The following is a 24,796-nucleotide window of genomic DNA, read 5'->3' on the forward strand; positions in this document are numbered from 1 at the left end:
ACACCCTGCCCCACCGCGCTTGCAATTGCAAGCACAGTGCTAGCACCAGCAAACGGCCGGCCCGACGCGAAGCGCGTCGGGCCGGGTCGGGGCACAGCGAGGCGCCGGCTCGTGGCACAGCGAGGTGCCGGGTCAGGCGGGGAGGCGGACCGGCATCAGGACGGAGAAGGTGCCGGGGCGGTCGGCGGTGCGGACGGCGAGGGGGGTGATCGGGCCGCCGAGTTCGAGGACCAGCTGCCCGGGGGCGTCGGCCGGGAGGGCCTCCAGCAGGAAGTCGCGGTTGACCGCCACCCGGAGGGCTCCGGCGGCCAGGTCGGCGTCGGCCCCCGGTGCGGCGACGGCGAACCGGCCCTCGCCGTCGACGGTCAGCAGGGTGACCTCGCAGGCCGCGCCGTGCGGTCCGGACGGCAGACTGCTGGTCGCGGCGGACACGAGGGCCGCGCGCAGCTCGGCGGCGGGCAGGCCGATCCGGTGGACCGGCTCCAGCCGGACCAGGGGCCGGTAGTCGGGATAGTCGTGGTCGAGGGCGACACCCTCGATCCGGTGGCCGCCCACCGTGACGTGCACCGTTCCGGCGCCGAGCGCCAGCTCCACCACCCCGGCGGCGGAGCCGAGCAGCGCGCGGACGGCGTCGGCCAGCGCGACCGGCACGACGGCGGAGGCGGCAGGCGCGACCGGCACGGCACCCTCCTCCGGCACCGCGGACTCCACGGACACCTCGGCGAGGGCGATCCGGTAGCGGTCGGTGGCGACCAGCCGCAGCAGGCCGCCGTCGAGGTCGAACAGCACGCCGGACAGCACCGGCAGCTCGGGGTCGCCGCCGACGGCGAAGCGGACCGCGTCCAGGGCTTCGGCCAGCCCCCGGGCGGGGACGGTGAAGCGGTACTCGGCGGGGGGCGTGGCCATGGGGTTCTCCCTCTGGTCGATCAACCGGCGGATCAGTGAGAGTTCGCGGCGCGCGTCGGCGAGGCCGTGCTCCAGCCGGCGCAGGTGCTCGTCCATCAAGCGCTGGGCGGCACCGCTGCCGGGCGCCGCGCCGAGCACGGCCCGGATGTCGGCCAGCGGCAGGCCCACCCGGCGCAACCGGGCAAGCAGCCGGGCGTCGGCGAGCTGCCCGGGGGCGTACCAGCGGTAGCCGGTGCGCGGGTCGACGCGGGCGGGGGCGAGGACCCCGGCGCCGTCGTAGAAACGCAGGGCGCTGATGCTCAGACCGCTGTCGCGGGCCAGCTCGCCGATGCTGCGCAGGTCGCTCTCCATGCCGGGGACTCTGGGGCCTCGACCGGGTCGAGGGTCAAGCGGGGAGGCCGGACCGGCCCGACGATACCGCCGCCCGACACACCGGACGGAGGTTCTCGCGATCAGTGGTTGAACTTTGAACGAGTCGGGTCTACAGTGGAGACATCAAGTTGAAGCCTAAACAAATGGCTTCGAACCCGAGGAGGAGCCATGGGCCTGTTCAACCGCACCAAGACCACCGAGACCGCGACCACCGCCGTCGCCGTCGCCGAGAACCCGGCCGGCCAGGACCTCGGGCTCGGACACCTGACCGGTGACTGGACCATCGACACCACCCACAGCGAGATCGGCTTCGCCGTCCGCCACGCGATGGTCACCAACGTCAAGGGCCGCTTCACCGAGTACGAGGGCAAGCTGCACCTGGACGGCACCACCCCGACCAACTCCCGCGCCGACCTGGTGATCAAGGTCGCGAGCATCGACACCAACCAGGCCCAGCGCGACGAGCACCTGCGCACCGGCGACTTCTTCGCCGCCGAGACCTTCCCGGAGATGCGCTTCCGCAGCACCTCCGCCGAGCGCGTGGGCGACGAGTCCTACCGGATGAGCGGCGAGCTGACCATCAAGGACGTCACCCGCCCGATCACCCTGGACCTCGACTTCACCGGCCACGCCGTCGACGCCTACGGTGCCGACCGGGTCGGCTTCGAGGGCAAGGCCGTCCTGGACCGGACCGACTGGGGCCTGACCTACAACGCCGCGCTGGAGACCGGCGGCGTACTGATCGGCGAGAAGGTCAAGCTCACCTTCGACATCTCCGCCGTGAAGGCGGCCTGACCCGGCCGACCTCGACTGCGGGCCCTGCGGGGCCCCAGACAGCGCGGGCGCGCGCGTCGGCCCTCCGGCCGACCGCCCGCCCGCACCCGACTCCACCCCTGCCGACCCCCGAGCGGCAGGGGTGGAGTCGTGTCCCGCCACAACAACCCGTCGTGGCACGGTGATTCCTGATCCGGTGAATCCCGGTCCGGCGGATCCCGGTCCGGCGGATCCCGGTCCGGCGGATCCCGGTCCGGCGGATCCCGGTCCGGCGGATCCGATCGGGCAGGACGGTTGCTCGCTAGACCGCCAGCAGCGCGGCGTCCGGCGCCGGTAGCCAACTGCCTGCCGGGCGGCGCAACCAGGTCTCGCGCGCTCCGAGTTCGGCCGCCGCCGTGAGCAACGCGGTCAGCCCGGGATGCCGCAGGTCCGGGCGGTGCACCAGGCTCACCAGACTGAGCGGGACCGGCTCGACCAGCGGCACGTTCACCGCGCCCGGCAGCACCGGGCCGCCGACGGTGGTCAGCATCGGGTCGCCGTGCCGGGCCAGGTAGCGGGCCGTCTCGTCCACCCCCACCGGCGGGACCCGCGGGGGCGCCGCGTCCAGACCGTGCTCCTCCAACAGCCGCCGGCCGAGGTCGGCCCACTCGGTGGTCGCCGGATTGCCCGCGCAGATGTCCACCGGGTGCCCGGCCAGTTCGGCGAGCCGCAGGGCCGGCCGCCCGGCCAGCGGATGGCAGGCCGCCATCATCACCGAGACCGCCTCCAACCTGACCGGGCGCTGCGCGAGCCGGTCCCGCGTCCGGGCGGGCAGTCCGGCGTAGCGGCCGAACGACACGTCCAGCCGGTGGGCGAGCAGTTCGGTGGCCGCGGCCGCCAGACCGCCGTGGAACCGGGCCAGCAGTTCGCCCTCCGGCCAGGCGGCGCGGGCCCGTTGGAGCAGCCGGTCGCTGGTGAGGTCCGGGCCGGTGACGTCGCTGTTGAGGTCGAGCAGCAGCGGCCGGTGCGCGACACCGGACAGGATCTCGTCGTGCAGGGCCAGCAGTCGGCGGGCCTTGGGCAGCAATCCGTGCCCGGCGGTGGTGAGTTCGACGCTGCGCGTGGTGCGGAGGAAGAGCGTGTCGCCGAGCAGCCGTTCCAGCGTCCGGACATCCCGGCTGAGCGCCTGCTGGGCCACGTGCAGCCGCTCCGCGGCGCGGCCGAAGTGCAGCGTCTCGGCGGTCGCGACGAAGCCGCGCAGCAGACGGGGGTGCAGGTCGTGGGGCATGGCGGCAGGCTAGCAACGCGCGGCCGACCGGGCGGGCGGTGCGGTACGGCGGCCGCCCGGCCCCGATAAACAGCATTCTGTTGTCGATGCGGCGGAACAGGTGTTGGACCGCGAACGACCGGCGGCCCGAGGCTGGAGCCCTTCCCCCTCCCCCTCTTCTCCCGCGGAGTCCCGTGCTCGCCCCGTACCGACGTCTGTTCTCCCGGCCCGGCACCGTCGCCTTCACCCTGGCCGGACTGCTCGCCCGGCTCTCGATGTCGATGACCGGCGTCTCCCTCGTGGTGCTGATCGCCGAACGGCGCGGCTCCTACGCCCTCGCGGGCACCGTCGCCGCGGCCGGGCTGGTCGCGGTGGCGATCGGCATGCCGCTGATCGGCCGCCTCGTCGACCGGTTCGGGCAGGCCCGGGTCACCGTCCCGGCGGTGCTGTACAACCTGGTGCCGCTGTGCGGGCTGCTGCTCTGCGTCCGTCTCGGCGCGCCCGACTGGACGCTCTACCTCTGCTGGGCGGCGGGCTCCGCGGTGCCGAACCTCGGCGGCATGGCGCGGGCCCGCTGGGCGCACCTGCTCCGCGACGCACCGGACGACCGGCACCTCGCCAACTCCCTCGAACAGTCCCTGGACGAGCTCTGCTTCATGGCCGGACCGGTGCTCGGCATGGTCCTGTGCACGACGGTCGCCCCGGAGGCCGGGATGCTCGCCGCCGGCGGCGTCGGCGCGGTCGGCGCGCTGCTCTTCGCGGCCCAGCGGCGGACCGAACCGCCGACGGCCGACCGGACCGACGCGACCTCCCCCTCCATCGGCTCCGGCGCCGCGGACCGCTCACCGCTGCGGGTACCGGCCCTCCGGGTGCTCGCCCTGACCTTCCTCAGCACCGGCATGGTCTTCGGCGCGCTCGACCTGACCACCGTCGCCTACGCGGACGCGCTGGGGAACCGGCCGGTCGCGGGCGGGCTGCTGGCCCTGGTGGCGGCCGGCTCCTGCGTGGCGGGGCTGGTGTTCGGCACCCTGCGGCCGACCGGCCCCGCTGGTACCCGTTTCCTGCGGGGTGTGGCGGCGATGGCGGGGCTCCTGCTGCTGCCGCTCGCCGCCGGGCTGGGCGGCGCGGGGCTCGCACTGCTCGGGGTGGCCCTGTTCGCGGCCGGCACGGGTACCGCGCCGACCATGGTCACCGGCATGACGCTGATCCAGGAGCTGCTGCCGCAGCGGCAGTTGAACGAGGCGATGGCGATCGCGGTGTCCGGGATCATGATCGGCATATCGACCGGTTCGGCACTGGCCGGCGCGCTCGCCGAACACGCCGGGCCCGGCGCGGGCTACTGGATCCCGGCCGGGGCGGCGGCGCTCGCCCTGCTGATCGCCCTCGCGGGCCGCCGCCACCTGGGCACCGGGCCCCGGCCCTCGGCCCGCACTTCCCCCGAACCCACTGTCGGTGCCACCCGCTAGCTTGCGGGGTATGACGGCGGCAGCGAGCACCATCGACTACGTCCGGGGCGATGCCACGGCGCCCCTGGGCAAGGGGGTGAAGGTGATCGCGCACGTCTGCAACGACCTCGGAGGTTGGGGGAGGGGGTTCGTACTGGCGGTCTCCCGGCGGTGGGCCGAGCCGGAGGCTGCCTACCGGCGGTGGCACCGGGAGCGCTCGAAGAACGACTTCGGGCTCGGCGCGGTGCAGTTGGTCCAGGTGACGGAGTACCTCTGGGTGGCGAACCTGATCGGCCAGCGCGGCATCCGGACGGGCCGCTCCTCCGGGCCGCCGGTGCGGTACGAGGCGATCGACACCGCGCTGGCGACGCTCGGCGGACACGCGCTGTCCCTGGGCGCCTCGGTGCACATGCCGCGGATCGGCTGCGGACTGGCGGGCGGGCGCTGGGAGACGGTGGAGCCCCTGGTACGGGCCCGGCTGACGGAACGGGGGGTACCGGTGACGGTCTACGACCACGACTGACCGGCCGGCGCGGCGGCCGACCAGGTGTACTCGTACTCGGGCAGCGTGTGACCGCCGGGGAAGACGCCCTGCCCGGCCGCGGTGCGCCTGCCGCCCGCGCGCTCGTAGAAGGCGATCGCGCGAGTGTTGGCCTGCAGCACCTCCAGGCAAAGGTCCGCTCCGGGGTGCTGCCGGACGACGTAGGCGCAGGCCGCCTCCAGCAGGTCCCCGCCGATCCCGGCACCGGTCAGCCCGGGGCGGACGTGCAGGTTGTCGAGCAGCACCCGGCCGTCCGGCATCGGGACCAGGTAGGCGAAGCCCACGGTGTCGCCGGCCTGTTCGGCGATCAGCAGCTCGGGGGTCGCCTCCGGGGCGCCGTAGTCGACGCTCAGCCGCAACTCCCAGATCTCGCGCCGCTCGTCCGCCAGCCCGTCACCGAGGGCGCCGTCGGGGACGATGCCGGTGTACGCGCTGCGCCAGCTGGCGGCGTGCAGTGCGGCGACGGCCTCGGCGTCCCGGGCGTTCCCCCGGCGGATGGTGGTGATCACGGAACGAGCCTCTCATCCGCCCTGAACGCGTTCAAGCCCGGTCCGAAGTCATGGCATGCTTTTGAACGCGTTCGAAGTGACTCGAGGAGAGTTCACGGAGAGCGGCGCCCGTGTGGGCACCGGATGCGGAGGGGGCATCCGGTGCCGCACCGCGCCGACACCGCCTGGGACTGGGCCGATCGGGCTAGGCTCGGGGCCGTGGACGACCTGGCAGCGACGAACGGCCCGAGCGCGACGAACGACGGCAGCGGCACCGACGGCGGCACCCCTTCGGCACCCGCCGAGACACGTGGCAGTCGCGCCCAGCCGAAGACGGACAAGAGCGAGCAGACCCGGGCCCTGATCCTGGAGACCGCGATGCGGCTCTTCCAGGAGCGCGGCTACGAGAAGACCACCATGCGCGCCATCGCCGCCGAGGCGGGCGTTTCGGTCGGAAATGCCTATTACTACTTCTCGGCGAAAGAATTGCAGGTCAGGTCTAGTACGGGTTCGGCCTGCGTGGCCGCCAGCAGTCGGCGCCCGAGGTCCGTCCAGTCCTGCGGCGCTGCCGGGTTCGGTCCCCCGAAGATCCACCACGCCCCGTCCGGCGCCGCCAGGTCGCGAGGCCCTGCCGTGCACGGGATTCCCTGGCCAGCCAGCAGGGCAACAGCGGCTTCCGCATCCATCTTGATCATGAGGGCAGGCTACCGCCCAGGGCTTACGCGGGACGGGGTTTCGCCGACCCCGGCCCGGTAGGGTCGGCCAGCGTGGACAAGCCGAACGAGACTGGCGCCCCCGAGCTTCCGGGCGGGCGCGCCCTGCCCAAGACGGACAAGAGCGAGCAGACCCGCGCCCTCATCCTCGAAACGGCCATGCGGCTTTTCCAGGAACGCGGATACGAAAAAACCACGATGCGCGCCATTGCGGCCGAGGCGGGAATCTCAGTCGGGAACGCGTACTACTATTTCGCCGGAAAAGAGTTCCTAATTCAGGGATTCTATGACCGGATGACTTATGACCACGCCGCGGATGCAAGAAATAGAATGGCGGAAACCCGCGATTTCGCGGCGCGCTTGGAAATTGCTATTGCGTCCTGGATCGACACGGCCACGCCCTACCACGAGTTCGCCGCCCAGTTCTTTCGCACGGCAGCCGACCCGACCAGCTCTCTGAGTCCGTTCTCCAATGAGTCCCATCCGGCGCGAGCTACCGCCGTGGAGTTGTTCCGCGACGTACTCGCCGGCTCAGACCTGGCGCCGAAGCTGGACGCCGAATTGGTGGAGCTACTGCCGGATGTCCTCTGGCTACACCTCATGGTCGTGGTGCTCTACTGGGTTTTCGACCGCACCGACAATACCGAGCGGACGCGGGAATTCGTCCGTAGGTCCACCCCCATGGCGGCCCGGGTGATTAACCTCTCCCGGTATCGGGTCTTCCGGCCGATCGTCCGGGACGCCAAGGGACTAATTCAGGACTTCATCTTGCCAACCATCGGCAAGGCTGCGGCCAAGTAGCAAGTAGCCCCGCCCGTGCGTCGGGGGATGCGCACGGACGGGGCGGTCGGTGGGGTCAGCGCCAGGCGGATGCCAGCAGTGCGCCCAGGGCGGCCATCACGCCCGCCACAGACACCGTGTAGGCGACAACGGTCCGGCGGGGGTCCGTGAGGCCCTGCTGTGCCCTTTCTGCGGCCTCCCGGTATTCAGCCTGCCCGTCGTCCAAGGGGAAGGTCACGCCGATGCTCCAGCGGGGCCGGACGCCAGGGCCTGCCGGGGGAACCGCTCCATGGCGCGGAAGAATCCCAGCGCCTCGGAATTCTCGGCCTTGAGCACAGCGAGGAACGCCCGGAAGTCCCAGGGGTCGAAACCTTCCACGCTGCGCAACTGTCCGATTCGGGGGTCACGTTCCAGTGCGCCAAGCAGCGCGTCCAGGTCGGCCCCCGTCTCGTTGCAGAACGTTTCCATGGCGATGATGAACGCTGCCTTCATCCCCAGGTACGCGGCCGTTGCGAACTGCTCCAGTTCGTTCGGCTCCTGCTGCCCGCTCTCGCTCACGTGCGTGTCCTTCCGGGTGGTACCCGGCTACTCCTGGGCCGCGCGGGCTCCAGGAGTAGCCGGGGTGTGGGGGTGGGGTGTGTCAGGCCGCGTAGAACAACCGAGTGGCCTCTTGGATGTCGTGGACGGCCCGCGCGAAGTCCTCGGGAGTGCCGCCCCATGGGTCGGTGATGCCCGTTCCCAGCATCCGGACCGTTCGTCCAGGGGCCAGCACCTCAACGGCCTTCGCCGTCTCGCCATCCACGACCACCAGGTCGTCCGCCCACTCGATCAACTCGGCGTCCAGCAGCGCGCCGCGATGTGCCGTCAGGTCGTAGCCGAACGCCGCTGCGGCCTCGATCATCAGGGGGTGCGCCGGCTTGCCCACGTGCCAGTCCCGGGTGCCCGCCGACCGTACGTCCAGCGTCCCGGCGGACCGCTCTGCGATGATCAGGGCGGCGATCGGCGACCGGCAGATGTTGCCCTTGCAGACGACCAGGACGCGGCGCCGGGAGCCGAGCGGGCTCACCGGCCGTTCACCCGTTCCAGCTCGAACGTCAGGACGCCCAACGCCTCCTTGTGGGGCGGGAAGATGGCGTAGATCGCCTCCAACTGCTCGGCCTCCGTCGCCTTCGGGTTCACCGCTTCGACCTTCTCGGTGCCGAACATCTCCTTGAACGTCGCGTACTTGCCGATGCGGGTAACCCGCGTCAAGCACTCCTCGCCCCGGCACGTGAAGTTCAGCAGGTCCCCGACCTTGATGCGCTTCATCGAGTCGTAGGCCACCCGAACCTCAACGGTCTTGCTGCCGTCGGCGATCAGGTCGAAGTACTGCCGGTAGATCTGGATGTTGCGGGGTCGTCCATGCGCCTGGGATTCGTTCTTGGCAGGCTGGCGACTGGTCATGAGTCGTTCCAATTCGGTGGTGGTGTAGGGCCGGTAGAAGTGCCTCGGGTCGGAGAGCAGCAGCTCCCCCAGGTCCGAGAGCGCATCCACATAGTCCTCTGAAGTGCCGGGCCAGAGTGCCGGGTTGAGCATCCATCGGAAGCCCTCCCCGGTTGCCGGCCTTCCGGCCTCGGCCAGCTCACGGAGCAAGCTCTTGGAGAGCTTCGCCCCGTCCGGGCCGAGAATCTGTGGGGTGAAGATGCGGGCCGGAGCGGCAGCGGTCGGGCCGATCGCCACCTGCGCGCCGTCCACGAGCTGGCAGCCGAACGCCCAGTCCCCGCCCTTGACCATGACGTGGAGCGTTCCGGAGGGGCGGTAGGACCGTTCCTTGACGACGTTGCGGTACAGGGTCGCCAGGTCCACGTAGCCACCGCCCAAGGGCGTGATGTCGGCCTCGTACCGGCCGTGGTTCATGCACACCGACTCGAACAGCGCGCCGGAGTCGTCCAGGTCCAACAACCGCGTGCGCGCCGCATACTTCTCGGCCCACCCGCAGGTGGGGCACGGGATGCGGATGTGTGCCGAGCCGGCGTGCGGGTCGAGCCAATAGCGGATCTCGTCCAGGTACTCCAGCGTCCGCAGGAACTCTGCGCGGAACACCGGGCTGGCCTGCTGCTCGGTGTAGGTCGTCAGGTGGTAGTCGATGCCGGTACGGAGGGACAGGGAGTCGAACAGGGGCGTGTAGTGCATCCGCACCAACTCGCCGACCGCCACCGGCCCCAACTCGTCGTAGTAGGTGCGCTGGTACACGTGCCCACTGTCCGGGTCGGTGGTCGTCACCGCCGGAGCGTTGTCCAGCGCGTAGAACTCCACGTCCGCGTCCAGGCCGTAAGCGTCGCGGGCCGCCTCGGCGACCATGAACGACAGGCTCTGAACCATGTGCGTACCGATGTGCGGCGCCCCGTTGATCTGCGTCCCGACCGTGAACCGGATGTGGTCCACGTGTTCGGCCACGATGCGGGGGCGGAGCACGTCCAACACGTTCTCAACTGCGTTCGCCAGCACGGTGTTCGGCGACTGAAGCTCAACAGTCACGGTCATCGTGGGCCCTCCCTCTTGTCACTGCTCGGATGAGGTAGTGCTGTGCTGTGCCGTGCAGGTGGCAACGGGTGGGGCCGTCGCCGGATGTTGAGGACCTGGCGGGCTTCACGCGCCCCGGAGAAGAACGCGCCCAGTCCGCCGGGGTAGGAACCGTGCGCCGCCACTACTCCCCCGCGCTGCTCTCCACGGGGCCGGGTTCGCCGGGCAGCTCACGAACGCTCGCGCGGGCCAGGAACGCCCAGTGATCCTCTTCGCCCTGGTCGTCGTTGGGCGGTTCGCGGAGCGCTGCGGCACTCACCCGGCGGCCCGAAGCTCGGCCGTGGAGAGACCCCGACGGCATCCGGGGCAGGTGCATCCCTCCACGGTGTGGGGGACCACGGCGAGCGCCACCGACGGGTCGTAGTCGTCCAGCGGCGTCCAGCCATCCGGGGAGACGTACGGCTTCCGGGCGGTCTGCTGCTTGCTGCTCTTACCGGTCTTCTTCCTGCTTGCGAGGGACATCGGCGGAATCTCCTAGCACACCGGGGAAATGTGGTAGCGCAAAGCTACCGGTGCGCTACAGCGCGGGAGTATGGTTGTCGGTGACCTAGCGCACTGACTTTCCGTCACCACTCAGGGGGCGCCGCCATGGCAGGCACCAACCACACGTTCACCCGCATCGCCGACCACTACCGGACGGCCATACTGTCCGGGGAACTGGAGCCCGGTACCAAGCTGCCCAGTCAGCGTGAGCTGTGCCAGCGCTGGAACGTCGCCAGTGCCACCGTGGGCCGGGCGCTCCAGGCTCTCCAGGTTGAGGGGTACATCCGGACCAGCCAGCGCGGGACCTTCGTCGCGGACGAACCGTCGGTGGCCGCATCCGGCCGTGACCGACTCCTCCAGGTTCACCGCATCCGGACAAACCTGATGATGGGGGAAACGAGCATCGTCACGCGGGCGGAACTCTGCCAACCCCCCCTGTACGTCCAGGACTTGTTCAACCTCGACCCCGGCGACCAGCTAGTACGTCGTGACTTCGTGGTGGGCAAGGGTCGCCAGCGACTCATGTACCAGGGCGTCTACTACCCTGCCGAGTTCGCCGCCCTGGTGCCCGACCTCCTCTCTACTGCGCCGGGCAAGAACGCTGGCATCCTTACGAAGATCCTCGATGCCACCAACCGGAGCATCAACCACGCCCGTGACGACATGCACGGACGAGCGGCCAACGCCCGAGAAGCAAGCGCCCTCGGCATCCCCAACGGGGCCCCCATCCTGGCGGGGGTGCATCGGTGGTCGGATGATGCCGGGATCATCGAGTACGGCGAGTGGTGCATCCCGACCCGCTTCACGATCGGGTACGAGTACAACCCGCAGACGCTCAGCTAGCGCCGCAGGACACAGCAGAACCCCCGGCCGGAGTGGTCGGGGGTTCTGTCGCTGCGGGCCCTACTCGGTCTCGGCCTGGCCCTCGGCCGGCCCCAGGAACGGGAACGGGTCGATGGGCTTCCCCGCCTCGGCCATGGCCGCTTGCCAAGCCCGCACGGCGGCCTGGCCGCAACGTCGGGCCATGTCCTCGACTAGCCAGTCCTCAAGGGTCGCGGACGGCGCCACCTGGCCTTCCAGCCACTCGGTACACAGTTCCCGTAGGGACAGGCTGGCGATCATCGCCCGTGCCCCTTCAAAGTCTCTCCGGCCGGGTGCTACCCCGTCGGCCCCCCGCCGCTTTCGCTGAGTCATGGCCGCCAACGTAACAGCGCGCTAGCACGCCAGCAACGGCCGGGTAGCAGTCGGACTAGGCCCCCAACGCAAAATGAGCCCCCGACCATTTAGGCCGAGGGCTCATTTTGGATATAAACGTCTTTGCGATGGCATTACTTAATTCTCGCACCCGCATTACCGAGGCGGCGAATAGCTTCCGCACGGCCGCGGGGACTTAGCAGCAGTCGAGTAGTCCGACCTCCGAGTTGATCGGGCTCGGTGTCGATTACTGCCATCCTTTTGCATACGAGCGCGAGCATGACCGGATACTCTGGCCCGATCTCCAGAATATCCGGCGTTTCTGCGTACGCCGTAAGGAGAACCGAAACTTCTTCGGAAGTCAGCGCAACCACGGGTATCCCCCTTGCCTCGGTGCCGCGACGACCGAAAGCTAACATGCAGGTGGTTCGAACTTGAAACCGATCATTCACGCACGGCCGGGGGCGCCCTCGCCAAGGTCAGAAATGGGCACGCTCCCATACGTAGAACCGCTGGTCAGGGGCGTATGAGTGCCATCCCGGCGTGCTGTCGAATCGGACCAGGACCACCGGTTTGTCATCTCGACTCTCGAATTGGACGGCCAGCACGACAGGCCGCGCCGTGGTGCCGATCACATCGCCGATTGCAAGACTTGCGGCAGGCTTGGGGGTTCGCATGGCCACCTCTCGGGCAGTGTGAGTTCTAACTCTGAAACGACGAATTGGCCCCCGTCCCTCACGCGGAGAGACGGGGGCCGGCTGCGGGTGCGCTATGTCCAGCGGCTTTGACCGAGCAGGAAGCGGGCCATTTCCATTCGACTTTCGGCCGAGGCGGACGGGCCGAGCATTTCCGTTGCGCGGATAAACGCGCGTTCTCGGTCCTCGGTGCCCGGGGCGGGCAGCATGGATTCGGCGAAGGTAGCGCGCCGGGCCGCCTTATCCGCCCATTCCTCGGCCTCGACCATTTCCGGAGTTCGGGGGTCAACGGGCGGGGGTATATCGGCGGGACCAGGCTGGGCGACGACTGCCGTTCGGTGGGCGGCGCCGGTGCGACCGAGGCGGCGGACAGCCACCGCCAGGGCGTCCACGTCGTCGGGCCGCAGGTAGAACCCGCCGACCACTTCCCCGCCCTCGTGCGTGCTGATCAGTACGTCCCCGTCCTTGTCGACCTTGAGGACCAGGGCGTCCCCGTCGACGTGGTGGTCCTCAAACCGGTACTCGGTGCGATCGGGCAGGTTCATGGTCGGTTCCCCTCAGAAACGCCAGGACGTACCGGTCCGGCCCTCCAGGCTGCGGATGATGTCGGCACGCGCCCGGCGGGCGGCCTCGATGCGCTGGCGCTCGGTCTCGGCCCGCTTGCGCTCGGCCTCGGCCTTCCGGTCCTCCTCGGCCTGTGCCTGCTTCTGCGCCGCCTCGGTGTTAATCCGGGTTGCCTCGGCGTGCAGCCAGGTGGCCAGGGCATGCATGTGGTCCGGCTCAAGGCGGGTGTTCGGAGCTGCGGCCAGCAGGACGCCCCCCTTGTCCCCCTCGGGGGCAACCAGGGTGATGCGGCCGGTCTTGGCGTTCATGGTGGTGACGGTGCGGGTGTTGAGCTGGACGCCCATGTGGTTCTCTCCTGTTGCAGTGTTAGATCTAGCGCTGGTCGTCGTCGGCGGCGTCGAACAGGTCGGCGGCCCACGTGGGGCCTGCCGGGTCCTCGGCGAGGTCAAGCACGCTCGCGCCGGCTAGCGCTGCGTCCTCGGGGGTCATATAGTGGGGCACGGTGCAACTCCCTTGTGCGCACGGGCGGTTTAGGCGGCGATGGATTCCGCGGTGGCAAGGGCGTCCTCGAAGTCCCCGTAGCTGCGCCGGAGTTTGGCCAGTCCGGCGCTCTTGTGCTGCTTCACGGCGGCCGTCGTGGTGCCGATCTCCCCGGCTATCGCCTCAAGGTCGGGGGTCACATCCGCCCCCCGCATGCCGATGGCGGACACCTTGACCAGCCACGCGGCGCCCGAGGTGCCATACGTGTGGTCGATCACCTGGCGCTGGGTGGGCGACAGCTTGGGCAGCAGTACCCGGTTCACCAGGGCCGCGCGGATGTGCTGGTCGTGGGCCACGTCGTCGCGGACCAGGCCGAGGGACGCGTCAGCCTTGCCCTGGCGCTCGGCCCACCGGTCCTGGGGCGACTTCACGCGGTCGCCCCGGAACTTGAACTCTCGCTGCGCGGCCTCGGCGTCGTCGTGGGTCATGGTGTCGAGTGCGACGGGCGGCGCGAACGCCAGGCGGGCCGCTCGGGCGGACTCCCGCGAGAGTCGGTGCTTGGTGTCCGGCAGCGTCCTGACAAGGGCCTCGGCGGCGTCGTGGTCCCCGTCGGTCTCTCGCAGGGCGGCCAGGTAGGTGCGGGCGTCGCGCTGGTCGACGCCGGGCGTCGTCTCCTGCCAGGCGGCCTGAGAGATGGCGTTCTTGATGCGGGTCATGGCGTAGGTGGTGAAGGCGGCGCCCGGCTGCGGAGAGTAGTCCTTGAGCGCTCCCAAAATGGCCATCCGGCCTTCCTGGGCCATGTCGTCGCGGTGTGCCATCCCGTTGGCGGTGCGCTCGGCGCGCTGGTGGGCCAGAGCGATGACGGCGCCCTCAAGGCGGGCAAGGACGGCCTCGACGGCGCGGGGGTCACCGGCCTGTGCGGCGGCCACGGTGGCGGCCAGCTCATCGGCGTCGGTGGGGGTGTTCGGGCAGGTCAGGGCGTGCGTCATCGCGGCTTGGCTCCGTGGTGCGGTGGCTGAGTCGCGGGGGTTGATGGGGGCCGGTAAAGGGCCCGGAAAAGGGCATGGACATGCCATGAGTCCGGGTGCAGTGCGGCAGTCGGGGGCCGTGCACGCGCCGAACAAGTCCCCCGCGCGAAAGGGGAGTTAAGGGATCAGGGCAGGCCAGAGAGCGGCGCGGCGCGCGCTACGGCTGCGCCGACCGGTGCCTAGATATGCGAAAGCCCCCGCCCGTCCGGGGTCGCCGGACGAACGGGGGCCAGGAGAGGCGTTAGAACGCCGCTCTGCCCGCCGTCGACCGACCGGAGGGCAGGGAGCCGCGCTGAGTCAGCGCGTGGGCAAGGATGGCCGCACAGGCGCGCACGAAGCGGGCCGCAGCGCGGGCCAGAGCTACGGTGCGGGCGGCCACGCGGAAGGGCAGGACGGCCACGACGTTGAGAAAGGCCAGGGCGCCGGTCAGCCGGCGCATCCGGGCCGCCTCGGCGGCAGCGTGGGCCTCCCCGGAGCGGGCCGCGCTGACGATGGCCTCGGCCACCAGCACGCGGGCCGCCATGGGGTAGCTGGACAGGGTGAACCGCAGGTAGACCCGCACGGCGGCGAACATCACGTCCCGGCCGATACGGGCCCGGCCAGCGTCACGCCGGACGGTGTCCAGAACCCGAGTGGCAGCGTCAAGGAAGAACGCGCCGAGGCGCCGCAGCAGCGTGGCGCGGGTGGCGCGCACGGCCATCCGGCCCCAAGGCATGACGCGGCCAAGCTCGGACACAGTGAGTCACCCCCCAAATTCGTTCATTCGTTCGAGAGAGAACGTAAGCACGCGGTTTGAATCTGAACAACCGTTATTTCGACCCGTCGGACCACCGACAACTACGCTCGGTAGCGGGGCGGTGGCACCTTAAGAGATCTTAAAACCCGCAGGTGACAGGTCCATCCGGGCACCCGCATCGTGGGACGTTCGCGCTCGGAATGGGCAACCGGCAGCGTTAGATCTGACGCTGCCCGCCACCCCCGCCGCTGGCGCCGAGGATGTCCGTTCGCAGCCACTCCCACGGGTCACGGTCGGACTTGGCGAGGTTGCACGGCGAGCACAGCGGTAGCAGGTTGTAGACGCTGTGCTCACCTCCTCGGGCCAGGGGTTGGATGTGGTCCGCGTGCTCGGGCGGTCCCCAGCAGGCGACACAGGCGTACGCGCCGAGGTCGTCCCACCATCGGGCTAGGGCCTCGGGGGTCACGGCCGGGGGAACCCGGGTGCGGCGACGGGCCAGGGTTCGGTAGTCCTCGGGCCCGGTCACGCTGCCGCGCCGTACAGGGTTCCCCAACTGCGACCGCCGACCTTGCCCTTGGCGTCGATCCGGACCCCGAACAGCTCCATGGTCATGGCGCGTTCGACGGTACGGCGTACTTCCTCGGCCTCGGCCTTGGGTGCGGACAGGACCACCTCGTCGTGGATCGGCAAGCGCAACAGGTCGAGTGCGCCAGCGTCCTGAATGTTGATCAGGGCCTGGCCCAGCAGGTCGCGGGCCGTGGACTGGCACATGTAGTTGACTGCCGCGTACGTTCGGTCCCTGTCCAGTGGCAGGCGGCGCCCGACCGGCGACACCAACACCATGTTGTTGGCGAACGCTTCGCGCTGCCAGGCGTTGGACGCCCTCTTGATCTCGGGGTAGACGCGCCCGTATGTCTTGCGGGCGTACTGGATTTCGTCCAGCGGGGCGCCGGTCTGGCGGTGAATCGTTTCCGCGCCACCGCCGTAGATGGTGGCCAGGCCCACGCCCTTGGCCAGTCGGCGGTGATCCCGGGTGAACCCGGGGCCGTAGACCAACTGGGCGGTGTAGTCGTGGAGATCGGCCCCGGCCTCGATGGCGGCGCGCATCTTGCGCACGTCCGCCAGGGCGGCCAACACCCGCATCTCCACGGCGGTGAAGTCGACCGCAACGACCACGTCGCCGGGTTCGGCGAGCAGCGCGCGGCGGATCGTCCAGTCCCCGGACGGGAGCGTTTGAAGGGCGGGCCGGGATATGGACATACGTCCTGTCCTGGCCTGCTGGTGCCGGATATCCGGGTGCACCCTTCCTCGAACGTCCATCGTTTCCAGAAAGGTTGAGGCGTAGGCCGTCCTCCACTTGGACGCCCTCTTGGCCCTGACGACGGCCTCGGCCAGAGGGTTGGGTTTGCGCAGGTGCAGCCGGTCCCATGACAGGTCCCGGTCGGCCAGGGCCAGGAGGACGGCCTTGTCGACGCGGAGCTGTCCGCCGGCTGTTCGGTCGGACAGCTTCTCGCCCATGGCCACCAGGGCGTCCGCTACCTGCGTGGTCGAGTTGATGTTGTCGACGCCGAACCGGGCGGCCTGTAGGGCGAACTGCTCGGCTTCTACCAGGAGTTGTTCGTCAAGCTGTCGGACGTACTCCACGTCCAGGACCATTCCGCGGCGCTGCATCACGGCGCAGATGAACGCAAGCCGGTGCTCGTACTCCACCAGCTTGGGCCGGATGTCCAGGTCCCGGTGCACCCGGCGCATCACCTCAAGCAGCCAGGACCCGAGGATGACGTCAAGTCCCGCGTACAGCTCGTATGTTGGATGTGTCAGCGGGATGCGGCCCCATCCGTTCGCCTTGGTGAGCTTGAGGGCCCGGAACGTGGCGGTGAGGTCCCCTTGGGTGTCCGGGGCGCCCGGGTCGATCCAGTGCGCGGACAAGGGCTTGAGGCCGGTCCCGATGCCACCCTCTTGGGGCTGGCGGGGGTCCACCAGTGTGGCGAGGATCTTGGTGTCCACGGTGCGCGGATACAGGTCCTCAAGGCTCACCCCGAGGTGCGCGTCACAGACCTGCCAGTCGAACGGCGCGTTGTGAATGGTGAGTTGCGGCAGGCGGAGCAGCCACTTGCGGGCGGCTGCGGCGAACGGGCCGCCGTACTCCACCGGCAGGACCCACGCCGTGGTGAGGTCGCCGAACTGACAGAGCCTCAAGCGGTAGCCGGGTGAGAACACGTCCAGGCCCGAGGTCTCTGTGTCGAACCCGACGACGGCCCCGGCCTCGGCCTTGGCCGTGCACCAGGCATCGAACTGCGCCAGGTCCTCCGCCGTCTCGACTACACGGATTTCTACCGGCTGACCGGCGATCCGGTACGGGTGGACCCGCAATGTGGTTCTCCTTGCTATTCGCCCCCGAAGATGCCGGGGCCGGCTGGCGTGGATTCGGCGAGTTTCACGCCGACCAGTGCCATTCCGAAACTGAGTCGCTTGCGGGGCACGCCGCGTTCTTCCATGGCGGTGTAGAAAGCGCGTCGGGTCCAGCGCTCGCGGTGCTGGAGGTTTTCGGCTTCACACCACTGGAGATAGGCGCTGAATGCGTCACTGCCCCGGATGTAGTCGTTTTCCGTGGCGGGCACGAGAGTTCCCGGATAGAAGCCGAACAGGGCATCCGAGGTTTCCCGGTAGTTCCGGGTGGAGTCCTGCACAACGGGCGGGTCCTGCAATCCGTTGGCGTACCATTCGACGGCGCCGCGGACTGCCCAGGAAATGATTCCTTCGGCCTCGGCGAGGAGGTCCGAGGACAGCTTGTAATCCCGCTCGTGCGGCGCGAAGAAGCGGGCGAAAGGAATCATTTTCACGCGGCGCCAAAGGCCATCATCCTGGCCCTTTACCTGCGGCTTGTGGTTGGTCGCAAGCAAGATCAGGAAAGTCGGCTTGTATTCGAAGAATTCCTGTCGGAGGAATCGCGCGGCGACCATGTCCTTTCCGGTCACCCGCTTGATGGTTGCCTCGCTCAGCGGGCGGCCGGCCTCGCCTTCCGAGGCCAGGACCAGGCGTGATCCCTTCAAGGCGGCGATGTCGTTGGGGATGCCACCGCCTCCGGCCCGTTCCTCGAACGTTGCGAAAGGCGTCGTCTTGGAAATCCCCGAGAAGATGCCGGACAGTGTGTCCGTGAAAACGGATTTGCCATTCGCGCCCTTTCCGTAAAGCACGGCGAAACACTGCTCGTCAACGGAGCCGGTAATCCCGTATCCGACCAGGCGGCGAATGTAGTCTGTGAGTTCCGGGTAGGTCGGGAAGATCTCGGAGAGGAATCGGAGCCAGCGCTTGCATTCCGCTTCCGGTCGGTATTCGTAGGGCAGGCAGACGGTCAGCAGGTCGGTTTTCCGGTGCTGCCGCAGGGCGCCGGTTCGCAGGTTTACGACGCCGTTCCGGAAGGTCAGCAGTTCGGGCCGGTTGTCGAATTCCCCGGCGTCGACGTAGACCGAGGGGACGGACCGGAGTTCCCGGATGAGATCTTCGATCCGCCGGCTCATGGTGAAGCCTTTCGCGGCACGGGCGATCGGGCAGTCCTTTTCGGGTTCCTGGCCGGTCGCCTTTCGGTCCTCGCGGCGCTTTGCGGCGGCCACGGTCAGCGCGGCGCCCATGGAATGGATGAGCTGGCGGACTTTCACGTCGTCGCGCTCCCACACGCGCCCGTTCCAGACGTGGAATCCGAGGCCGGGGGCGTAGCGGATTCGGCCGTCCGACCACGCCACCAGGGCGTGGGCGTTGAGAACGTCGCTGGCGCCGTAGCGTTCCATGGTCCGTTCCAGGACGGACAGGGCGTGTGCGGCGTCGTCTGCCGAGGGCATGGCGGTGCCAAGGTGGGCGTCCAGCTCGGCGTGTCCCTCTCCGGTCGACACCGGTAGGGCCGAGTCGACGGCGGCGCCGAGCTGCTGGACGAACTGGTCGGCGGCCACGCCGCGCCAGTCGGTCAGGTCCATGCCCGTGGCGGGCGGGACTAGGTGGTGAACGTCGAACCCGTGCGGGCGCAGGGCCAGGGCGATGGCGGCGGCGAAGCGGTACCCGGCGGCGTCCCGGTCGGACGACACCAGGACCCGCCGACCGGCCAGGCCCTCGGCCAGCTCGGCGGCCAGCTCGGGGCTGGCGGCCAGGGACGCGCCCCGGATGACGACGGCCCCGTACCCGGCCGCGCGGGCGGTGAGGCCGTCCCCGGGGCCCTCGGTGATGATCACCACGCCCGAGGGCGCGGGAAGGGCGCCGTAGGCCGTCCAGCGCATCCCTGTGGGGTTGGCCAGGGAGAGCCAGCGCTTGGGGCAGCGGCCTGTCAGGTCCCGGCCTTGCAGGCCCTTGGGCAGGCCGTGGAAGTTGCGCAGGGGGACGACCAGGCGCGGGTAGCGGGTGTACGCGGCGGGCAGGTAGGCGAACGCGGGGATGGCGTCCGAGGCGTCGTCCACGCCGAGTTCCAGTTCGGCGGCCAGCTCGTCCCCCACGCCGAACCGGTCGGCCAGGTAGGCGCGCGCGGCGGCGGCCCACTCGGCGGAGTAGTCGAACAGGCGGGCCGAGGCGGCGTCCACGTAGTGGGCCAGCGCGGCGACCGGTGCGCCGGACACCAGGTCGGGGCGCTCGGCCGGGGCGGAGTCGACCACGGTTCCCGCCGTGACGTTGAACAGGTCGGACATGGACAGCCCAGCGGCGTTCACCACGGCCGGAGTTGGGCAGCCGGCGCGGCAGTGGACGCCGACCTTGCCGCCCTCGTGGTGGACCAGCAGCAGGGACGGACGGGTGTCGTCGTGGGCCGGGCAGCGCACGACCACGCCGTCCGGCACGGTCTCGAAGTCGCCCCCGCCGAGGCGGGTGACCAGGCTGTCCATGTCCATGGGGGTGTCTCTCCTAGGGGTTGGGTGGTCCCTCCCGCAGGGCGCGGAGGATGCGAACGAAGGTGGCCAGGTCGGTGACGACGTATCCGTCCTTGACGTTCTTGCGGGGCGCCTTGATCACGGCGACGCCGAACGGCATGCCCGCGTTCACGGCCTCGGCGTTGGCCTGGCGGACGTACTCGGGCAGGGTGATGCGCTTCTCCGCCTTGCACTCGATCACGACGGGCCAGGCGTGCAAGTCGCCTACGTCGTAACGGCCTTGCTGCGTCTGGCGCTTGCAGTTGTGGGGGTCCGCGGAATCGGCGAACTGGCGCGGCTCACCCTCAACTGGCGTTCTGTACTTGCCAGTTGCTTCGTTGATGAAGTCGCGGACAGTGGATTCCCACGCCGTCCCCTTGCGCTTGGACTCATTGACCACGCGACCGCCAGGCGTCGCGGACGGCCGCCAGGCCCTCGGCCAGCAGCAGGCAGAGCACGCCGAGTGCCACCATGGCGCAGCCGGCCAGGGTGAGCAGGGCCAGCAGATTGGCGGCCAGATCGGGCCAACTCATGGTCACGGACGCCCCTTTCGGTTCCGCCACCGGTCCACCAGGGCGTGGATGCCGAGGGCGAGCAGCAGGGCGAGTAGGGCGGCCTCGGCGCCGAGCAGGCACCGCAGTACGGTGCCGAACGTTTCACGGTCCATCGGGGATGACCCCCTCGACCAGCAGCAGGGCGCCCCGGGTGGTGCCGACCATGGCGGCGTCCAGGACGCGGGAGAAGTCGGCGCGGCTGCGCGCGTCGTCGTAGATCACGATGTTGTCGCCCACTCCGGCCGTGCGGAGCAGGCCGAGGGGCGGGCACTGTTCGGGGGTGACTCGGAAGATCACGCGGTCACCGGCCCGGGGGGACAGTGACGGCCACGTGCTCGGTCGTGATGTTCACTTCGCGCATGCACCGGCGCTTGACAAAGCCCGACTCGTTGCCGGTCGGGCGCACTCGCAGGAACGGCACGACGCGACCGCCGACCAGGGCGCTGGACACGCGGGTGACGACGCCCTCGGCCAGGCGCACCCGGTTGTTGAGGCGGGCGGCGTAGACGATCACGGCGCCGGGGGTGATCGGGACTCCGGCTATATCGGTGGCTGGACTCTTGGCCAAGTGCTCTCTCCGTCGGGCGCATGGGGTGCGGACATGGGAAGGGGGCGGGCCGTGGTGACCCGCCCCCTTGGGCAGCGTGAGATCTCACACTGGTGGTGCGTTAGAACCCGACGCGGGACAGGTCCGGGTTCTTGGTGTCGCCGTCGTACGGCTTGATGACCTTGAGGACGGGCTTGCGGAACTTCACGTCCTGACCGGCGGCGGTGGTGAACTCGACCAGTTCCAGGGTGAGGCGGACGACGGCCGGGCCGCCGACCTTGTCCAGGGCCTCGGCGTACTCGTGGGCGACCTTGGCCAGCTCCCAAGAGCTGGACGTGAACTTGAACTTGCCGAGGTCCACGTCACTGGCCAGGCGGAAGGTCAGCGAGATGGACGGGGCCGGGCCTCGGCCCGTCTTGGCCCATGCCTTGCGGTCGCTGAGCAGCGGCGGGCAGCCGCACGGCTGGCCCTGGTCCTCCTCGGGGCCGAGGAACACGGCGCCGTTGCACTCGTGGATGGGACCGGAGCGGCCCCACAGGATCAGGCGGCTGTCGATGGCGTCGCCGTTCTCCACGATGATGTCCACCGAGGCGGACTCGGTGAGTACCTGGTAGATGTCCTCACCCGAGGTGTCCCACGTCTCGGACTCGCCGCCGAGGGCGGACGCCACGGCGTCGGCAACGTCCGGGTCGCCGGTCGTGACACGCCAGTTGGGCAGCGACACCGGCCGGTTGAGGCTGTTGAGCATGCCGGACCGGAACTTGCCCACGATGTCGCTGGTGTACTTCGGCTTGGGTCGGGCGTCGGGGTCGGTGTCGAAAATGGCCAGGGTCGACAAGCGGGGGTGCTCCTAAGTGGCGCTTGGGGGTGCGGAGTTGGTCACCGAGGGGCGGCGCGTGTCCACGGGGCCGGCTGGCCCTCTGCCGCGCCGCTCCCCGGCTCACGGGGATGGATGGGGGCCGGTAAAGGCCCTGCGGGGCGGGCTACTTGGCGCGTCGCTCGGTGCCGGTCACCAGGGCGCCGCCGGACGCCACGGGCTTGCCGAGCACTTCCTTGCTGATCTCGCGGTCCCAGTTGAACGTCTGGCGCAGGGCAAGGAAGTGGTCGAACACCCGGTCCGAGATCTCCACGGGCTTGAGGGCCCACGCCTCGGGGGTGACGTGCAGGACGGCCCCGGCGTTGATCTCGGGCATGGGGTGCTCGGTGCCCTCGGCGTCCACGATCTTGTCCGCCCTGGCGTAGGCGGTGAGCTGCAACGCGACGGTCGGGTACGTCGCCTTGCTGGTCTTCCAGTCCAGGACGCACAGTTCGCCGTCCACCTTGGCGATGGCGTCGAACGATCCGGCGTAGGCGTGCTGGTCGCTCCAGGCGATGTCTTCCAGCCGCAGGAACTCGGGCTGCACCCGGTCCAGGAACTCGGAGAAGTGACGGCGGTACGGCTCGATGTCGGGGCCGACGCGGCGCACGTCCTCACCCCTGGCCAGCCGCTCGAACACGTCGTGAGCGGCCGAGCCGATGTCCGCGCGCTGGCGGGTGTAGCGGCGGGCGGCGCCCTTGAGGTAGTCGACGGCCCCGGCCTGGTCGTTGAGGACCAGGCCCACCAGGGAACCGATGTTGTTGACGGCGGCCTCGGCCACCATCTTGGCTTCCCAGTAGCGCAGGAAGTCCTGCGGCAGCATCGAGAGAATCGACGTGACGCCCGGGACCTTGACGCGCGTTTCAGGGTTCACGTACAGGCGGGAACCCCCGCGCATGATGGTCGAGATGGTGGCCAAGAACTCTCCCGTGGTTGGCGCTGTTGTGCCTTGCACGGGGATGGATGGGGGCCGGTCAAGGGCCAGCCGGCGCGGGGGCCGGATCACGGAGCGTGGTCACGTGATCGCCTGCGGAACGGCGGCGGCCAGCAGCTCGGGCACGCGAAAGCCCCCGCCCACCCTCAAGGGGCGTGACGGGGGCTAGAACGGCCGTGCGGGGCCTACGGGACCGGGAACCCTTCGGCCCACGCTCGGCGCAGCCTCTCGGCCAGTTCCCGGGCGCTGTCGGCCATCACCTCGGCCAGCTCTCGGCGGTACTCGGGGGCCGCCGGATCACGGGCCAGGTCGTCCCACTGGTCGGCGCCGAGGCGGAAACAGTGCAGGGCGCCGGTCAGGTCGTCCCGTGTCAGGTCCAGCATCACGCGGCGCCGCTCGGTCACCTTGGGGTCCTCTCATAACGCAACGGGCCCCCACCTACCGTCATGGTAAGTGGGGGCCCGTCGGTGTTCTAACTACTCGGCGTCGTTCTCGGCGGGGACGACCTGGCCGATCAGCTCGGCCACCCGGTCACGGATCGCCCACAGCTCCACCAGGGGGTCCGCTCCCGGCTTGGGCTGCGCCGTTGCCAGGTCGACCGAGGCGAGTGCCGCGCGGATGCTGGCGAGCATCGCCACGCCGTCCCGGGGCTGCTCGGTGGGGGCGGGCTGCTCTCCCCCGTCCTCGGCGCCCTCGGCGTCGCTGGCGGCCTCGGCCGGGGCCTGTGCCCGGCCTGCCCGCTCGGCGGCCTGGCGCTCCCGCTTCTCGGCGGTCGTCTCGTCCTCGATGCCGTACCCGGCGAACAGGTCCTCGGTCGACTCGGCGCCGGGGAACTTCGCGCGCTGCTCCTCGTCGGCCATCACGCCGCGCAGGTAGAGGACCCGCACGTCGTTGCCGTGCGCACGGGTCGCGCCCCGGACCTTGTGGGCCGCCTTGGACGCCGGGTCCATCTCCTCGCCGTCCTTGGGCTTGACGACCTTCAACCCGGCCTCGTCCCACATGGCGGCCAGCGCGTCGCGGGTGCGCTGCTGCTGGACCTTGAGGTCCGGCCAGCCGTCGCTGTCGCGGGGGATCTCCAGCTTGATCTGGTGCTGCATGATGGCAAGCTGCTTGGGACCGGCCTCGGCCTTCTTGGACGCGCTGACCACGCGCTTGGCCAGGGCAGCGCCCTCGGTCACCAGGGCGACCACGGCCTTGATGCTGCGGAAGCTCTCGACGTGGGACGTGACCTTGCCCTCAAGCGGGGTGTCCGCGCTGTTCGGGTCGGCGTCCGCGACCCCGGCCAGGATCACGGTCGGGATGTTCTCCGGGGTCCGCTCCACCGGCAGGTTGTCCGAGTCCATCGGCTGGCCGGACTTGTCGGCGCCCGCCTCACCGGCGGTGTTGACCAGCTCGGCCAGCTGGTCCCACACGTGCTCGGCCGGGTCGCCGTCTGCGTCGTACTCAAGGTCTGCCACGTCCGGCAGCATCTCAGAGAGCTGGTCGCGGGTGATGGCCCGCCCGGTGTTCTCGTAGCGGTACCAGACGTTGCGCAGGGCCTCGGCAGTGACCGGGGCGCCCTCAGCCGGCGAATCGGCCGGGGCCGGGTCCTCGGCGGGGAACAGGCCCTCGGGCTCGGCCGGGGCCTGCTCGGCGGCCTCGGCGGCCTCGGCGGCCTCGGCGGCCTCGGGGGCGGCCTCAGCCTTCTTGGCGGTCCGGCGGCGCTTCGGCTTGGCCTCGGGCTTCGCAGCCTCGGCGGGCTCCTCGACCGGGGCCGCCGCAGCGAGGGCGACCAGCTTCTTGCCGCAGTTGACGCACAGCGCGTCACCGAGCTTGGCCGCCCGCAGCGGGGACGCCGCCTTGCCGTTGCACAGCGCCTCGATCTCGGAACGCTCGCTGTTGAAGATGATCGCGTGCGGCGTCGCGCCCTTGCCCACGGTACCGACCTGGTGGCCAGCATCCTTGGCAGTGCGGACAGTTGCCTTGTCGGTGCCCTTGGTGGACATGGTCCCTCCCTTTCGTTGCCCCGGTCC

General features: G+C 70.0%; 31 protein-coding genes and 1 pseudogene. 6 read left to right on the forward strand and 26 right to left on the reverse strand.

Going from position 1 to position 24,796, the window contains the following annotated elements:
- Nucleotides 1-132: 132 nt before the first annotated feature.
- A complete protein-coding gene (locus tag BI06_RS23260; protein WP_043471062.1) occupies nt 133-1,257 on the reverse strand; it encodes a MerR family transcriptional regulator in 1,125 nt (374 codons plus the stop codon).
- Between the two features lie 189 nt (nt 1,258-1,446).
- On the opposite strand from BI06_RS23260, the gene BI06_RS23265 reads away from it, so the two are divergent.
- On the forward strand, nt 1,447-2,073 hold the full coding sequence (locus BI06_RS23265) for a YceI family protein (RefSeq protein ID WP_043471064.1): 627 nt from the start codon (nt 1,447-1,449) through the stop codon (nt 2,071-2,073).
- 280 nt (nt 2,074-2,353) lie between these two features.
- On the opposite strand, the gene BI06_RS23270 is transcribed toward BI06_RS23265, so the two are convergent.
- Complete coding sequence (locus BI06_RS23270) at nt 2,354-3,319, reverse strand: LysR family transcriptional regulator (protein ID WP_043471067.1); 966 nt, start codon at nt 3,317-3,319, stop codon at nt 2,354-2,356.
- A gap of 173 nt (nt 3,320-3,492) precedes the next feature.
- On the opposite strand from BI06_RS23270, the gene BI06_RS23275 reads away from it, so the two are divergent.
- A complete protein-coding gene (locus tag BI06_RS23275; protein ID WP_063764208.1) occupies nt 3,493-4,764 on the forward strand; it encodes an MFS transporter in 1,272 nt (423 codons plus the stop codon).
- Between the two features lie 10 nt (nt 4,765-4,774).
- Complete coding sequence (locus BI06_RS23280; protein WP_043471070.1) at nt 4,775-5,266, forward strand: macro domain-containing protein; 492 nt, start codon at nt 4,775-4,777, stop codon at nt 5,264-5,266.
- Here the strand turns inward: BI06_RS23280 and BI06_RS23285 are convergent.
- Nucleotides 5,251-5,793 (reverse strand): GNAT family N-acetyltransferase, encoded by a 543-nt coding sequence (locus BI06_RS23285; protein WP_043471073.1) that lies wholly within the window; start codon nt 5,791-5,793, stop codon nt 5,251-5,253. The two genes, BI06_RS23280 and BI06_RS23285, sit on opposite strands and share 16 nt — an antisense overlap.
- Before the next feature lie 207 nt (nt 5,794-6,000).
- Between BI06_RS23285 and BI06_RS46630 the strand changes: the two are divergent.
- Both BI06_RS46630 and BI06_RS23295 read left to right on the forward strand, forming a co-directional pair.
- Nucleotides 6,001-6,258, forward strand: a pseudogene (locus BI06_RS46630) (TetR/AcrR family transcriptional regulator); the annotation flags it as partial.
- Between the two features lie 281 nt (nt 6,259-6,539).
- Entirely contained in the window at nt 6,540-7,286 is a 747-nt protein-coding gene (locus BI06_RS23295) for a TetR family transcriptional regulator (protein ID WP_082558624.1), read from the forward strand.
- 55 nt (nt 7,287-7,341) lie between these two features.
- On the opposite strand, the gene BI06_RS51065 is transcribed toward BI06_RS23295, so the two are convergent.
- The 5 genes from BI06_RS51065 to BI06_RS23320 form a co-directional block, all read right to left on the reverse strand.
- Nucleotides 7,342-7,503: a hypothetical protein gene (locus tag BI06_RS51065; protein WP_158516454.1), complete on the reverse strand. Its 162-nt coding sequence runs from the start codon at nt 7,501-7,503 to the stop codon at nt 7,342-7,344.
- A complete protein-coding gene (locus tag BI06_RS23300; RefSeq protein WP_043471077.1) occupies nt 7,500-7,823 on the reverse strand; it encodes a hypothetical protein in 324 nt (107 codons plus the stop codon). The genes BI06_RS51065 and BI06_RS23300 overlap by 4 nt, the downstream gene beginning before the upstream one ends.
- A gap of 82 nt (nt 7,824-7,905) precedes the next feature.
- A complete protein-coding gene (locus BI06_RS23305) occupies nt 7,906-8,331 on the reverse strand; it encodes a low molecular weight phosphatase family protein (protein WP_043471079.1) in 426 nt (141 codons plus the stop codon).
- Nucleotides 8,328-9,788, reverse strand: a complete 1,461-nt coding sequence (locus BI06_RS46635; RefSeq protein ID WP_082558625.1) for an ASCH domain-containing protein — start codon at nt 9,786-9,788, stop codon at nt 8,328-8,330. The genes BI06_RS23305 and BI06_RS46635 overlap by 4 nt, the downstream gene beginning before the upstream one ends.
- A gap of 294 nt (nt 9,789-10,082) precedes the next feature.
- A complete protein-coding gene (locus tag BI06_RS23320; RefSeq protein WP_043471082.1) occupies nt 10,083-10,289 on the reverse strand; it encodes a hypothetical protein in 207 nt (68 codons plus the stop codon).
- A 126-nt stretch (nt 10,290-10,415) separates the two neighbouring features.
- Between BI06_RS23320 and BI06_RS23325 the strand changes: the two genes are divergently transcribed.
- Nucleotides 10,416-11,153 carry a GntR family transcriptional regulator gene (locus tag BI06_RS23325; RefSeq protein WP_043471085.1) on the forward strand — a complete coding sequence of 246 codons (738 nt, stop codon included), beginning with the start codon at nt 10,416-10,418 and terminating at the stop codon, nt 11,151-11,153.
- A 60-nt stretch (nt 11,154-11,213) separates the two neighbouring features.
- Here BI06_RS23325 and BI06_RS23330 read toward each other — a convergent pair whose 3' ends face one another.
- The 18 genes from BI06_RS23330 to BI06_RS23400 form a co-directional block, all read right to left on the reverse strand.
- A complete protein-coding gene (locus tag BI06_RS23330; protein ID WP_043471088.1) occupies nt 11,214-11,432 on the reverse strand; it encodes a hypothetical protein in 219 nt (72 codons plus the stop codon).
- 841 nt (nt 11,433-12,273) lie between these two features.
- The gene (locus tag BI06_RS23335; protein ID WP_043471090.1) at nt 12,274-12,744 is read right to left on the reverse strand and encodes a hypothetical protein; all 471 of its coding nucleotides are present in this window, start codon (nt 12,742-12,744) and stop codon (nt 12,274-12,276) included.
- A 12-nt stretch (nt 12,745-12,756) separates the two neighbouring features.
- On the reverse strand, nt 12,757-13,107 hold the full coding sequence (locus BI06_RS23340) for a hypothetical protein (RefSeq protein WP_043471093.1): 351 nt from the start codon (nt 13,105-13,107) through the stop codon (nt 12,757-12,759).
- A 28-nt stretch (nt 13,108-13,135) separates the two neighbouring features.
- On the reverse strand, nt 13,136-13,264 hold the full coding sequence (locus tag BI06_RS54750; protein WP_255360242.1) for a hypothetical protein: 129 nt from the start codon (nt 13,262-13,264) through the stop codon (nt 13,136-13,138).
- Nucleotides 13,265-13,293: 29 nt separating this feature from the next.
- Nucleotides 13,294-14,232: a sigma-70 family RNA polymerase sigma factor gene (locus tag BI06_RS23345; RefSeq protein WP_051741642.1), complete on the reverse strand. Its 939-nt coding sequence runs from the start codon at nt 14,230-14,232 to the stop codon at nt 13,294-13,296.
- 280 nt (nt 14,233-14,512) lie between these two features.
- On the reverse strand, nt 14,513-15,007 hold the full coding sequence (locus BI06_RS23350) for a hypothetical protein (protein ID WP_043471096.1): 495 nt from the start codon (nt 15,005-15,007) through the stop codon (nt 14,513-14,515).
- Nucleotides 15,008-15,224: 217 nt separating this feature from the next.
- Complete coding sequence (locus BI06_RS23355) at nt 15,225-15,533, reverse strand: HNH endonuclease (protein WP_043471099.1); 309 nt, start codon at nt 15,531-15,533, stop codon at nt 15,225-15,227.
- Nucleotides 15,530-17,380, reverse strand: a complete 1,851-nt coding sequence (locus tag BI06_RS23360; protein WP_043471102.1) for a DNA polymerase — start codon at nt 17,378-17,380, stop codon at nt 15,530-15,532. Before BI06_RS23360 ends, BI06_RS23355 begins: the two co-directional genes overlap by 4 nt.
- A gap of 14 nt (nt 17,381-17,394) precedes the next feature.
- Nucleotides 17,395-19,875, reverse strand: coding sequence for a phage/plasmid primase, P4 family (locus tag BI06_RS23365; RefSeq protein ID WP_043471105.1), 2,481 nt, complete (start codon nt 19,873-19,875; stop codon nt 17,395-17,397).
- Nucleotides 19,876-19,888: 13 nt separating this feature from the next.
- On the reverse strand, nt 19,889-20,113 hold the full coding sequence (locus BI06_RS23370) for a hypothetical protein (RefSeq protein ID WP_051741643.1): 225 nt from the start codon (nt 20,111-20,113) through the stop codon (nt 19,889-19,891).
- A gap of 169 nt (nt 20,114-20,282) precedes the next feature.
- Nucleotides 20,283-20,426, reverse strand: coding sequence for a hypothetical protein (locus BI06_RS51070; RefSeq protein WP_158516455.1), 144 nt, complete (start codon nt 20,424-20,426; stop codon nt 20,283-20,285).
- Nucleotides 20,427-20,428: 2 nt separating this feature from the next.
- The gene (locus BI06_RS54755) at nt 20,429-20,560 is read right to left on the reverse strand and encodes a hypothetical protein (RefSeq protein WP_255360243.1); all 132 of its coding nucleotides are present in this window, start codon (nt 20,558-20,560) and stop codon (nt 20,429-20,431) included.
- Nucleotides 20,550-20,744, reverse strand: a complete 195-nt coding sequence (locus BI06_RS23375) for a hypothetical protein (protein WP_043471108.1) — start codon at nt 20,742-20,744, stop codon at nt 20,550-20,552. The genes BI06_RS54755 and BI06_RS23375 overlap by 11 nt, the downstream gene beginning before the upstream one ends.
- A gap of 4 nt (nt 20,745-20,748) precedes the next feature.
- Nucleotides 20,749-20,961 (reverse strand): hypothetical protein, encoded by a 213-nt coding sequence (locus tag BI06_RS23380; RefSeq protein ID WP_233290259.1) that lies wholly within the window; start codon nt 20,959-20,961, stop codon nt 20,749-20,751.
- A gap of 154 nt (nt 20,962-21,115) precedes the next feature.
- On the reverse strand, nt 21,116-21,832 hold the full coding sequence (locus BI06_RS23385; protein ID WP_043471113.1) for a hypothetical protein: 717 nt from the start codon (nt 21,830-21,832) through the stop codon (nt 21,116-21,118).
- Nucleotides 21,833-21,977: 145 nt separating this feature from the next.
- Complete coding sequence (locus BI06_RS23390) at nt 21,978-22,769, reverse strand: hypothetical protein (RefSeq protein WP_043471116.1); 792 nt, start codon at nt 22,767-22,769, stop codon at nt 21,978-21,980.
- Nucleotides 22,770-22,969: 200 nt separating this feature from the next.
- On the reverse strand, nt 22,970-23,188 hold the full coding sequence (locus tag BI06_RS23395) for a hypothetical protein (protein WP_043471119.1): 219 nt from the start codon (nt 23,186-23,188) through the stop codon (nt 22,970-22,972).
- A gap of 72 nt (nt 23,189-23,260) precedes the next feature.
- Nucleotides 23,261-24,769, reverse strand: coding sequence for a hypothetical protein (locus tag BI06_RS23400; RefSeq protein ID WP_043471122.1), 1,509 nt, complete (start codon nt 24,767-24,769; stop codon nt 23,261-23,263).
- Nucleotides 24,770-24,796: the final 27 nt, after the last annotated feature.

The organism is Kitasatospora sp. MBT66 (assembly GCF_000710405.2).
GTDB lineage: Bacteria > Actinomycetota > Actinomycetes > Streptomycetales > Streptomycetaceae > Kitasatospora > Kitasatospora purpeofusca.

Excerpts from the sequence above, each read along its gene's own strand:
- BI06_RS23260 (WP_043471062.1), bottom strand. The coding sequence starts at position 1,257 with ATGGAGAGCGACCTGCGCAGCATCGGCGAGCTGGCCCGCGACAGCGGT.
- BI06_RS23265 (WP_043471064.1), top strand. The coding sequence starts at position 1,447 with ATGGGCCTGTTCAACCGCACCAAGACCACCGAGACCGCGACCACCGCC.
- BI06_RS23270 (WP_043471067.1), bottom strand. The coding sequence starts at position 3,319 with ATGCCCCACGACCTGCACCCCCGTCTGCTGCGCGGCTTCGTCGCGACC.
- BI06_RS23280 (WP_043471070.1), top strand. The coding sequence starts at position 4,775 with ATGACGGCGGCAGCGAGCACCATCGACTACGTCCGGGGCGATGCCACG.
- BI06_RS46635 (WP_082558625.1), bottom strand. The coding sequence starts at position 9,788 with ATGACCGTGACTGTTGAGCTTCAGTCGCCGAACACCGTGCTGGCGAAC.
- BI06_RS23320 (WP_043471082.1), bottom strand. The coding sequence starts at position 10,289 with ATGTCCCTCGCAAGCAGGAAGAAGACCGGTAAGAGCAGCAAGCAGCAG.
- BI06_RS23325 (WP_043471085.1), top strand. The coding sequence starts at position 10,416 with ATGGCAGGCACCAACCACACGTTCACCCGCATCGCCGACCACTACCGG.
- BI06_RS23330 (WP_043471088.1), bottom strand. The coding sequence starts at position 11,432 with ATGATCGCCAGCCTGTCCCTACGGGAACTGTGTACCGAGTGGCTGGAA.
- BI06_RS23335 (WP_043471090.1), bottom strand. The coding sequence starts at position 12,744 with ATGAACCTGCCCGATCGCACCGAGTACCGGTTTGAGGACCACCACGTC.
- BI06_RS23340 (WP_043471093.1), bottom strand. The coding sequence starts at position 13,107 with ATGGGCGTCCAGCTCAACACCCGCACCGTCACCACCATGAACGCCAAG.
- BI06_RS23345 (WP_051741642.1), bottom strand. The coding sequence starts at position 14,232 with ATGACGCACGCCCTGACCTGCCCGAACACCCCCACCGACGCCGATGAG.
- BI06_RS23365 (WP_043471105.1), bottom strand. The coding sequence starts at position 19,875 with ATGGACATGGACAGCCTGGTCACCCGCCTCGGCGGGGGCGACTTCGAG.
- BI06_RS51070 (WP_158516455.1), bottom strand. The coding sequence starts at position 20,426 with ATGAGTTGGCCCGATCTGGCCGCCAATCTGCTGGCCCTGCTCACCCTG.
- BI06_RS54755 (WP_255360243.1), bottom strand. The coding sequence starts at position 20,560 with ATGGACCGTGAAACGTTCGGCACCGTACTGCGGTGCCTGCTCGGCGCC.
- BI06_RS23400 (WP_043471122.1), bottom strand. The coding sequence starts at position 24,769 with ATGTCCACCAAGGGCACCGACAAGGCAACTGTCCGCACTGCCAAGGAT.